Below are 11,515 nucleotides of genomic sequence, written 5' to 3' on the forward strand. Positions count from 1 at the left end.
AGATCATATGACACATGTAACCCCTCAAAGGCTTAAAGAGATGCGGCAGGAACATGCTGCGCGTATTTCCGAGCCTAATATCCGTCATCTTTTTATTTGCGGCGGTACGGGCTGTCACGCCACCGGCAGCCTGAAAGTTAAAGATGCACTGCATGAAGAAATTGCAAAACACGGACTGAAAGATTCTGTCCGTATTGTTGAAACAGGCTGTAACGGTTTTTGTGCTCTCGGGCCGCTCATGGTCGTGCATCCTGATAATGTTTTTTATCAGAAAATGACCAGAGATGATGTGGCAGAAATTGTTAGCGAGCATCTTGTTAACAATAACCCGATAGAACGCCTTATGTATAAAGATCCGCAGTCAAAAAAGCGGGTTCCGTTATTTTCCGATATCCCGTTTTTTGCGTTGCAGAAGCCTTGGACATTGCGCAACAAAGGGATCATCAATCCTGAATCCATCGAAGATTATATAGGTCGAGATGGGTACATGGGGCTTTCCAAAGTGCTGCGTGAAATGCAGCCTTCAGATATTATTGATGAGATGAAAGTGGCTGGTATTCGTGGTCGCGGTGGTGCTGGTTTCCCTACCGGCATGAAGTGGTCGTTTGCTGCGCAGAATGACAGTGATACTAAATACGTGCTCTGCAATGCGGATGAGGGTGACCCCGGCGCGTTTATGGATCGAAGTATTCTTGAAGCAGATCCCCATGCGGTGCTTGAGGGAATGACCATTGCTGCCCGCGCGATTAATGCAACAGAAGGGTATATCTACTGTCGCTCTGAATATCCGCTTGCTATCAAACGTGTGCAGATAGCTATTGATCAGGCTCGAGAAATGGGGTTGCTCGGTGAGAATATTATGGGCACGGGCTTCTCATTCGACATTTTTATTTATCAGGGCGCCGGTGCGTTTGTGTGCGGTGAAGAAACCGCACTTATGCGATCCATTGAAGGTAAGCGCGGTATGCCTATCCCCCGTCCTCCATTTCCGGCGGCTCAAGGGCTTTGGAAGAAACCTACCGTCCTTAACAACGTTGAAACTCTTGCTAACGTTGCACAGATTATGGTCAACGGCGGCAAGTGGTATTCTTCTGTTGGCACGGAGAACAGCAAGGGCACCAAAGTCTTTGCACTTTCCGGCGATGTGAACAACATAGGGCTTGTTGAAGTACCTATGGGGACCTCTCTACGCACCATAGTGTATGATATCGGCGGTGGTATCCCTAAGAAACGTAAGCTCAAAGCTGTGCAGCTTGGCGGGCCTTCCGGCGGGTGTATTCCCGAAGAGCATATGGATGTTGTTGTTGATTATGAAGAAATTGCTAAAGTCGGTGCCATCATGGGATCCGGCGGCGTTATCGTAATGGATGACAAAACGTGTATGGTTGATATGGCACGTTTCTTCCTTGAGTTTATTCAGGAAGAGTCCTGCGGCAAATGTACCCCGTGTCGCGAGGGAACTCGCAGACAATTGGAAATTCTTGAGCGTATCTGTGAAGGCCATGGTAAGCCTGAAGATATTTCTCTTATTAAGGAATTGTCTGAAATGATTACCAGTTCCGCCCTGTGTGGACTTGGCCAGACAGCTTCTAACCCTGTTCTTTCTGTACTCCGTCACTTCCGCGAAGAATTTGAAGCGCATATCTTTGAAAAGAAATGTCCTGCCAAGCGTTGTCCTGCGTTGGTAGAGTTCAAAGTAATTGATGAGCGTTGTAAAAAGTGCGGAAAATGTGCGTCTGTCTGTCCTGTAGGGGCGGTGGAGTGGAAAAAGAAAGAGGTTGCAAAAATTAATACGGAATTGTGCGTGCAGTGTATGAGCTGTTACTCTGCTTGTCCGTTTGATGCCATAGATTAGGTGGTGACCCATGAGTACCTTAGAACTGACCATTAATGGCAAGGTGTATGCGTTCAGCCAAGGGGAAACCATTCTGGATGTAGCGCGCAGGAACGATATTTTTATTCCAACGTTGTGTCATTTGAAGAATGTCACACCAACCGGCGCATGTCGCATGTGTGTGGTGGAAGTAAAGGGCGCGCGTTCTTTAATTGCTTCATGTACTGCCCCTGCAGGGGCGGGGATGGAAGTACAGACAGAGTCTGAATCTGTTGTGAAATCACGCAAGATGAACTTGGAACTGCTGCTTTCTTCCGGGTCTCATGATTGTTTGCTGTGTCCTTCTGCGGGCGATTGTCGGTTACAGGACTTCGCATTCCGCTACGGTGCCACAGGAAAGCGTTTTGAGAGGGCAAAGCCGAAGTACCATCCTGATCATTCCAATCCATTCATAATCCGTGATTTTTCCAAATGTATTTTGTGTGGGCGTTGTGTGCAGGCATGTAAGGACGTGCAGGTGAACAACGCCATAGATTATGGATATCGCGGCAGCGACGCAAAAATTATTGCGAAATGTGACTTGCCGTTAGGTGATTCAGACTGTGTTTTTTGCGGTGAGTGCTTGCAGGTTTGTCCTGTGGGGGCGCTTAGTTTGAAGAAGGCACGCCAGAAGCCGCGAGTCTGTGAAACCGAAGTTGTTCGTACAACTTGTGCATACTGCGGCGTCGGTTGTCAGATGAATTTGCATGTAAAAGATAATATTGTGCAGATGGTTAACGGGGTGGATGCAGTTCCGAACAATGGCAGCCTGTGTGTAAAAGGCCGCTTTGGAATGCAGTTTATTAATTCAGACGAGCGGCTGACAACACCGCTTATCCGTAAAGACGGCGAGCTTATTCCTGCGGAATGGGATGAGGCGTTAAATCTGATTGCAGAAAAGTTAGGCGGGTATAAAGCAGAAAATGGTGCAGACTCCATAGGTGTTCTTGCCTCCGCCCGTTGTACTAATGAAGAAAATTATCTTTTCCAAAAATTTGCACGCGCAGTTATCGGGACAAATAATGTCGACCACTGCGCACGGTACTGACACTCTCCTACAGTAGCCGGTCTGGCTGCTGCGTTTGGAAGTGGTGCTGCGACAAACCCTATTGATGACCTGAAGAATGCCGATACGGTGCTTCTTACAGGTTCAAATATTACTGAGAACCATCCTGTGCTGGGAGCTGCTCTCAAGCGTGCAATCACACAGCACGGGACTAAACTGATTGTGTCAGACCCGCGCAATATTGATGTCGTGCGTTTTGCAGATGTCTGGCTACGGTCCCAGCCGGGGACAGATGTTATCTGGATTAACGCACTTGCGCATGTGATAGTGCGCGATGGTCTGCACGATCAGGAGTATATCGATGAACGCACTGAAGAATTCACAACCTATTCGCAATCCCTTGCGCAGTTCACTCCGGAGTACGCAGAGAAGATGTGCGGTATTCCGGTTGCTGACCTTGAAAAAGCAGCGCACCTGTACGCCAAAGGGCGAGGTGCCATCCTCTACTGTATGGGAATCACCCAGCACGTAAGCGGAACAGACAACGTAAAGGCGCTCGCGAACCTTTCTATGTTGTGCGGTAACATAGGTGTAAAAGGTGGTGGATTGAATCCCTTACGCGGGCAAAATAATGTGCAGGGTGCCTGTGATATGGGCGCACTTCCGGTTACTTATCCAGCGTATGGAAAGGTTACAGATGATGCCGTTCGTGCCCGTTTTGAAGCAGCTTGGAATGTAAAACTTTCTGCTGAAAAAGGCATGACATCACGGCAAATGTTTGATGCTGTGGAGGCCGGGGCTCTCAAGGCTATGTACCTTATTGGTGAAAACCCCGTTGTTTCCCACGCGAATTCAACTCATGCTGTGCATTGTTTAGAGAAAATTCCGTTCCTTGTAGTGCAGGATATTTTCTTGACTGAAACTGCTAAACTTGCAGATGTGGTGCTTCCTGCTGCATGTTTTGCAGAAAAAAACGGTACCTTCAGTAATACAGAAAGACGTGTCCAGCGTGTGCGTAAGGCCGTAACTCCGCCACAGGGTGCCCGTGATGACGCGCAAATTGTGTGTGACATTGCTGCTAAAATGGGGGCAAAACTGGCACCGGAAGGCGGCAAAAACCCAGCAGCTATATTTGAAGCGATGACATCCGTAACGCCTTCATACGCAGGTATAAACTACAAGCGAATTGAAGACTCAGGTATCCAGTGGCCGTGTCCTGATGCAGAAAGTAAAGGGACAGAGATTCTCCATGTGGGCAAGTTCGTTCGCGGAAAGGGAAAATTTCACCCTGTACACTATGTAGCACCTGCTGAAGTTGTTGATGAGCGGTATCCGCTAATACTTACAACGGGTCGAGTCTTATATCAATATCACACGGGAACAATGACACGTAAAGCCATCGGGCTTGCTGCGGTAGTTCCTTCTGCATATATAGAAATGAGCAGCAAAGATGCTGCTAAGTATGGAGTTGGCAACGGTGATATGGTAAAAGTATCTTCCCGTCGTGGCTCTATTAACGTTGCTGTTCAGCTTTCTGAAAAAGCAGTAGACGGAACTGTGTTTATTCCGTTCCACTTTGCTGAAGCTGCTGCTAACGTACTTACAAACAGCGCAGAATGTCCTGAATCTGGCATTGCAGAGGTTAAGGTATGTGCTGTTGCTATTGAACCAGTCGGTGACTAGACTAACGTCTGGAAACCATAACAACCACATATGGAAGAAGCGGGTCCGCAGTACTACTGTGGACCCGCTTCTACGTTGTTTTCGAAACAAAATACGGAAGGGAATGTCTGTTCGTAAATCAGAATAGATATACAGGCCGTGTCTGTTGCCTATCGTGCAGGCTCGTTATTCGGGGAGTGTGTTTGGATCAAGAATGTATGGAGTCATCAGTTTGGAACCTTTGTATACCACAAAGCTTTCCACAGAACGGATACCATCAATTTTGGCCATTTCTTCAGAATAAAATTCAAGTAGTCCATATCCGTCACGAAGAAGCAGCGTCAAAATAATATCGAACCGTCCAGTTACAACAGCACTGGAAACAACTCCGCGTAGCTGACTTAGTTCTTGGCACTTTGCAAAAAGATCGCGCTCATCAAGTAAAACACCTGTAAATACCATGGTGTGACCAGGCAGTTTTTCCACATCAAGCCGCGCGACAATATCCATCACGCCTTCTTTTTGCATTTTATTAATACGTGAACGTACGGTGTTTTCCGCAACCGCAAGTTCCTGTGCAATTTCTCTGAAAGACTTACGTCCCTCAAGAAGTTGTCCAGCGATTTGAAAGCTTAGTTTATCAATTTTCATACATTCCCTCCGGTTACGGCTTTGTTCTTTTGCAGGCATAATAAGATTTATGAATGACAAAGCGATAGTGCTCCTATTGATACTAATTTTTACAAAAAAATTCAATAACACCGGATAAAAAGTGAGTATTTCTTCATTCGGGTATCAGCGCCAGATTTAGAAATGCAGAAACGCCGTCAATATGCACGGCGTTTCTATAAGGATTGTTTGCTCCGCTCATGTAGCGCTATGCTCCAGTTATATGAAATTTTAATTTCCGTCAGAACTGTTGGGCGTTGCATTTTTTGTTTCGTGTATCTCATTCTTTTTAATAGTAGCTGTCACCCATGTATTCATATTGGAAAGAAGTGTTTCTACTGTGCTGTTGAATGATGCAACAATCGGTTCAAGTCCTTGTCCAGAGGCTGTCTGGTTTCCTGCAAAAACAGATGAAGCAACGGGTTGGGAAACTTTGTCGTTATCAATAAGCCAGCAATTTAGTGTGATGTAGATGTGTGGCGGAGTTTTTTTTGCAGTATATCGGGCATAGAATTCTTCAATACTCCAAACCAGTTTGTAGTCAGCAGATATGCCCGGTTGTGCATTGTTAAATGAACGGATTTTTTGTGTAGAGTTGAGTGAGTGGATAGCAGCACTTAGCATCATTTCAGGAAGAGCTGTCGCCCATTGTCCTTTGGCGTAGTAAAGCACTTTTTGATTTGACTGGATGACGGCAATGCCTGTTGAGTTGAGAAAAGCATTCGCCTGCGGTCGGTCCACAGCGATTGTTGGTACGGAATGTGTTGCTGTGCGGGCAGGTGTGTCTGTTGAAACCGCCAACATATAGTGTTCTGATGCAGCTGGTGGTTTTAAGCCGAGGTCAATTGCACAGCCTGAGCATACTACAAGTACTAATGACAGAATAAGTAGTCTAACGATAAGTTTGCGCATGCATGCTCCTATGGCGTTTGATATTCAGGTACTGTTTTTCCAAGCAGGAATTGCTTCGGATTGCTGTTCAGCTTTTGCGCAATATTTTCCAGCGTATCAACAAGAGTCCTGCTCTCGTTTACCAATGAAGTGAGGTCGTCCAGACCGCTTTTGCTGAAACGAGTCAGTCCGGGTTCCATATTTTTTACAAGCAGGTCTATTCGTTTCACGAGGATTCCAATTTTATTGGTCGCAGGTGTGAGTTGCGTAGAAACGTAATCATGGACAGACAGGGCTGTTTTTTCTGTTTCCGACATAGCATGCTGTGTTTGGGCTGCAGCGTTTTTGATATTGTCGAGGGCTGTCTGTATATCAGCTTCGCTTTTTACCAGCAGATTAGAGAATGAAGCTATATTGGCTAAAAAGTCTTTCACATTTTTTCGATTTTCCGGATCAACGACTTTCCTGAGATCTTCCAGAAGTTTCTTTCCGGTAGTAAGCATCTCAGGCAAGGCGCTGATGAGTTCGTTAATAGGTGATGGAACTGTTTTAATAAGCGGGATGTTTCCTTTGTACAGTGGCTTAAGTAGAGGGCTTGTTGCTGTCCCTCCGGAGATGAAAACAGCTGATTGTCCTGTAATGCCTATCGGAATAAGTTTGGCTTTCGAGTCGTCGCGGATAGGTGTACCACGAGTGACAAGAATACGTACCCGAATCTCTTCAGGCTTGTCTTTATTCAGCATAATCGCAGTAACTTTGCCTACCCGAACCCCGTTAAGGAGTACCGGGTTAGAGATTGAAAGCCCGTTAACGCTGCGCAGAAACATTATATCATAGGGCAGATCATTAGAGTCTGAACTGTTTCCGGCTCCCCAAAGTATGAACCCGAATCCAAATACAAAAGCTGAGATGATGAAGACGCCTACAATGATGAAGTGTGCTCGTGTTTCCATTCTATTCCTCCCCGCAAGGCTCCTTTTTCGCGCTTCGTCCGCGAGGCCCGTTGAAATAATCTTGAATCCATGGATATGGATTTGATGCAAGCTCTTCCACCGTTCCAATGGCATAAATACGCTTTTCAGCAAGGACGGCTACTCTGTCACAGATGGTGTTTAGTGTGTCCAAATCATGTGTAACGAGAAAAACCGTAAATCCTAGTGCATGCTGTAACGTTTTTAATAGGTTATCAAATGATCCTGCTGTGATAGGATCCAGTCCCGCTGTTGGCTCATCTAAAAAAAGTATTTCAGGATCCATCGCCAAAGCTCTGGCCAAACTTGCGCGTTTGCGCATGCCGCCTGAAAGCTCAGAAGGCATAAGGGTTGCTGATTCAACAGGCAAACCTGCCAAAAAAATCTTCAGCAACGCTATCTCCTTCCGCGTGTTACTGCTGAGTTTTGTGTATTCCTTGAGGGCAACTTCAACGTTTTCCATGACGGTTAATGAGGAATACAGTGCCCCATCTTGAAACAACACTCCCCAGCGTTGTTCGATTTTGTGTTTCTCTTTTACGTTGAGCAGATGGTATTGTTTGCCAAAAATTTCAATCTTTCCCTGCGTGTAGTTGTTTAACCCAAGAATTGTCCTAAGAAGGACGGATTTTCCTGAGCCAGAGCCACCAATAACGCCTATGATTTCTCCGTGGTAAACATCAAGATCGAGATGCTCATGAATGACCTTGGTTCCGTACTGTGTTTTTACATCGCGTAGGGAAAGAATGATGTCGTTCATGGCTAGATCCCCATATTTGCAAAAAAGATAGCGAAGCCTGCATCAATAACTATGACAGCAAAGATGGATTCAATTACGGACGTCGTTGTGAGTCTGCCGACAGACTCAGCACTTCCTGTCACCTGCATTCCTTGAAAACACCCTATTGTTGCAATGACGATAGCAAAAAATGGTGCTTTGATTATACCTACATAAAAATCCCATATGTTGAGAGTCTCGTGAAGACGGATGATGAATCCGTGGAGACCTATATCCAGTGATTGCCAGACCATGAGCGCACCGCCGAGCAGCCCCATCATATCCGCAATAAATCCGAGAATCGGAAGCATAATAAGAAGTGCAAGCACTCGCGGAAGAACTAGTGTGTCTACAGGGTCAAGTCCGGATGTTTTCATTGCATAGATCTCTTCATTAGAGATCATTGCGCCGATTTGCGCTGTAAATGCTGAACCGGAACGGCCCGCAATTACGATTGCCGTTAGAAGGATGCCGAGCTCGCGGAGGACGGATATTTGAACTAGTTGTATAACAAAGACCTGTGCGCCGAATTTTTGCAGCTGCTGTGCTCCCATGTAGGCAAGAACCATCCCAATAAGAAAAGAAAGCAGTGCAATGATGGGGATACCACGTAATCCTACATGTTCCAGATGGTAGAACAACGCAGTTGTTCTGAATCGCCGAGGTCTGATGCTGGAGCGCAGAAGGGCGGTCACAACCTCACCGAGAAATCCGATAATATTTAAGGTGATCTTACATTGTTCAATGAAGTTTCGTCCCGTATCATTGAAGATGGATATATAGAACGGTACGGGTTTGGGGGCTTCAATATCTTTTGTACGTTTTTCAACTGTTGTCAGTAGAATTTGATTTTTTTCTTCGGCTCCGGAAATAGAACACTGTTTTCCTTCAGTGACAGCTTTCCGGCGGTATTGTTCAATAAGCCATGCACCGTTAGTGTCGAGCCTCGCAATGTTTGCAATGTCGACCACAATAGAGCGTGCTGCATTCAGTACGGAGTCCATAAAAAGACGCTCAACTGAATCCAGATGTAAGGTTGTCCACGTACCGGCAAGGAAAATGCTTGTTTCCTCAGGTGTGCTCTGGACTTCAAAAGACGGGGCCTGTTGTGTTGTCATAGTTATTATCTGGGTATTAGTAGAAAATAGTGTGAGTACAATACCATACTCTGAGTGCTCTCTTGAATGCTATACACTGAAAAATACTTAATACTCTTAAAAGACAGGAGCTAATCGGAAGCAGGAGACAAAAAAAAAGCCCTGCGGCAAATGCGCAGGGCTTTGATGGAGCTATGTATTTTAAACCATAACCTGTTGGGTCGGAGAAGATGGTGGCTCCTGAGTAAACTCATGAGCTTTAGACCATGCGGTACCAAAAGAGTGACAGATGTCGTCGTTGCTGATGAAAGAAAGCAGGCCGAATCGAATCATTTGCTTTTGAATGGAAGGATCAACTCCAGAGAAGAGTACGTGAACATGAAGATGTTGCATTTGACGCAGAACTAATTCAAGAGCGTGCAATGCCGTTGCATCAATGGTGTGAACATGACGCATTCTAAAAATAATCACACGCGGTGGTTTGCGCATTAAAGAAAATGTCTGTGAAAAGCGGTCTGCACAGCCGAAGAAGAATGGGCCGTTGATTTCATAGACTTCAATATCACTATTCCACGAAGGTGAACGCTTAACAGGAGCTGCGGTTGCGCGTTCCCAGTTTTGAAATTTGGTTGCGTCGCTAATTCGTCCAATTAAAAGCAATGCTGCGAGTACAACACCGAATTGCACGCCCACAGTCAGGTCTATAAGGACCGTAAGTAAAAATGTGGAAACCATAACCGCGACATCTGACTTAGGAGCACGAAGGGTATGGATGAACTTAGGAAGTTCACTCATGTCCCATGCAACGTACGTCAGAACTCCGGCAAGGCTTGCAAGTGGAATTGCAGAAGCTACCGGCGCAAAAAACTTAACGAATAATGCGAGAACAATTGCGTGTACCATACCAGAGACAGGTGAGAATGCACCCGCGCGGATGTTTGTTGCGGTACGGGCAATTGCACCAGTTGCAGGGATACCCCCGAAGAACGATGATGCAATGTTTGCAACGCCTTGTCCAATGAGCTCTGTTGAAGAGTGATGACGTTCACCGGTCATTCCGTCAGCCACAACTGCACTCAAAAGAGATTCGATAGCAGCAAGCAGAGCGATGGTCACAGCGTCCGGAAACATCGTCACAGCGAGTGATGTAATATTGGTTGGCAGAGAAAATGATGGCAGTTCTGCGGGGATGCCACCAAAGCGTGTTCCAATAGTTGCAACATCAAGGCCGCCGAAAATCGCTACGGCAGAGGCGACTAAAATACCTGCAATATGTGATGGGAAGCGCGGGAATAATTTGCGCGTTAAGAATATTGTTACAAGCGTTACCCCGGCTACAGTAATGGAGTCCACATGCGCTGTAGGTGTTGCATGTGCCAGTGCGCTTATTTTTGGGATAAATGATGCCGGTATGTCTGTTAGATGCAGCCCGAGCAAGTCTTTAATCTGCGTTGTAAAAATAAGCAGGGCGATACCGGTGGTGAAGCCGGTTGTTACTGGGTATGGAATGAACTTGAGCAGTCGTCCTAATCCACAAAACCCCATGATAAGTAATATGACACCCGCCATACATGTTGCCACTACAAGTCCTTCATAGCCATGTCTGGCTATAATACCTGCAACGATAACAACGAAGGCCCCGGTAGGACCGCCGATTTGAAAACGGGAGCCGCCGATAGCGGAAATAATGAAGCCAGCTACGATGGCTGTAAAAAGTCCTCGTTCTGGTGAGCAACCACTGGCAATAGCAAATGCCATAGCCAAAGGTAGAGCGACAATACCTACTGTTGATCCGGAAACGATATCTTTGACAAATTGTGAAAGATTATAGCCGGAAGCAAAAGTGGTGAGCAGCGCAGGGCGAAATGTTCGCCTGCTGAAAAGAGCGTATGAACGCACAATGCATCCTCCATGAGATAATAAAACACATAGGGTGGACACAGGCGCGGTCCGGTGAAAATTCGGATCGGTCTGGAGGTCTTCGCCGTATATTGAAGATGTAGTAGTTTGAAATACTAAGTATTCAGTCTTCAGTAACTAGCTGTAACTATTAAAAATATAAAAGTAAACTGTAGGCGCTTACTCACTTTTTTAAAGCAATACGGAAGGGTAATAGTGTGTTTTAAAGAATGATGCAAGGAAGATTTGTAGATAAAAACGATAACATCGAATTAAACATTAATGTTAAAAGTAAAAACAATAATGTAAACCTACTGTACATTATTGTGAAAATTAATGTTGTAACACTGAAGAGTGTAGTTTTGCATAACATACCGAAAGCACTATTTTTTGTCAGAAACGTAAAAAATATGTATTGCAGAGCTTGACCTTGTCTTGTTGCAACGTGTACTTGGTGCTGACTATAAAGATTGATCGCGCAACTGTACAAGCTGGCATCGTTACTGTATCGCTGCACACAACTTAGTATGTTTTGCAGTAGAAAATGAGAGCAACCATCCTAAGGGCGAGCAGTACTGTCACCTTTTTACCCTTACAATTCTCACTAGTAAGAGTGTTCCAAAATCTGTTTCAAAAACGGTTGAATCAGATATTGGACACTATTGTTTG

8 protein-coding genes are annotated in these 11,515 nt (G+C 45.6%); 2 read left to right on the forward strand and 6 right to left on the reverse strand.

Features of this window, described 5'->3' with window-relative positions:
- The first annotated feature begins 7 nt into the window (after nucleotides 1-7).
- Entirely contained in the window at nucleotides 8-1,855 is a 1,848-nt protein-coding gene (gene nuoF / locus F461_RS0111900) for an NADH-quinone oxidoreductase subunit NuoF (RefSeq protein WP_020001392.1), read from the forward strand.
- Between the two features lie 10 nt (nucleotides 1,856-1,865).
- Complete coding sequence (fdhF, locus tag F461_RS19080) at nucleotides 1,866-4,562, forward strand: formate dehydrogenase subunit alpha (protein ID WP_082208213.1); 2,697 nt, start codon at nucleotides 1,866-1,868, stop codon at nucleotides 4,560-4,562.
- A gap of 165 nt (nucleotides 4,563-4,727) precedes the next feature.
- Here the strand turns inward: fdhF and F461_RS0111915 are convergent, their stop codons facing one another.
- From F461_RS0111915 to F461_RS0111940, 6 genes are all read right to left on the reverse strand, one after another.
- Entirely contained in the window at nucleotides 4,728-5,192 is a 465-nt protein-coding gene (locus tag F461_RS0111915; protein WP_020001395.1) for an Lrp/AsnC family transcriptional regulator, read from the reverse strand.
- A 249-nt stretch (nucleotides 5,193-5,441) separates the two neighbouring features.
- Complete coding sequence (locus F461_RS0111920) at nucleotides 5,442-6,122, reverse strand: ABC-type transport auxiliary lipoprotein family protein (protein WP_020001396.1); 681 nt, start codon at nucleotides 6,120-6,122, stop codon at nucleotides 5,442-5,444.
- Between the two features lie 8 nt (nucleotides 6,123-6,130).
- The gene (locus F461_RS0111925; protein WP_020001397.1) at nucleotides 6,131-7,054 is read right to left on the reverse strand and encodes an MlaD family protein; all 924 of its coding nucleotides are present in this window, start codon (nucleotides 7,052-7,054) and stop codon (nucleotides 6,131-6,133) included.
- Between the two features lies 1 nt (nucleotide 7,055).
- The gene (locus F461_RS0111930; protein WP_020001398.1) at nucleotides 7,056-7,832 is read right to left on the reverse strand and encodes an ABC transporter ATP-binding protein; all 777 of its coding nucleotides are present in this window, start codon (nucleotides 7,830-7,832) and stop codon (nucleotides 7,056-7,058) included.
- 2 nt (nucleotides 7,833-7,834) lie between these two features.
- The gene (locus F461_RS0111935; RefSeq protein WP_020001399.1) at nucleotides 7,835-8,968 is read right to left on the reverse strand and encodes an ABC transporter permease; all 1,134 of its coding nucleotides are present in this window, start codon (nucleotides 8,966-8,968) and stop codon (nucleotides 7,835-7,837) included.
- A 180-nt stretch (nucleotides 8,969-9,148) separates the two neighbouring features.
- Nucleotides 9,149-10,846 (reverse strand): SulP family inorganic anion transporter, encoded by a 1,698-nt coding sequence (locus tag F461_RS0111940; protein WP_020001400.1) that lies wholly within the window; start codon nucleotides 10,844-10,846, stop codon nucleotides 9,149-9,151.
- Between the last annotated feature and the right edge of the window lie 669 nt (nucleotides 10,847-11,515).

It is taken from the genome of Halodesulfovibrio aestuarii DSM 17919 = ATCC 29578 (genome assembly GCF_000384815.1).
GTDB lineage: Bacteria > Desulfobacterota > Desulfovibrionia > Desulfovibrionales > Desulfovibrionaceae > Halodesulfovibrio > Halodesulfovibrio aestuarii.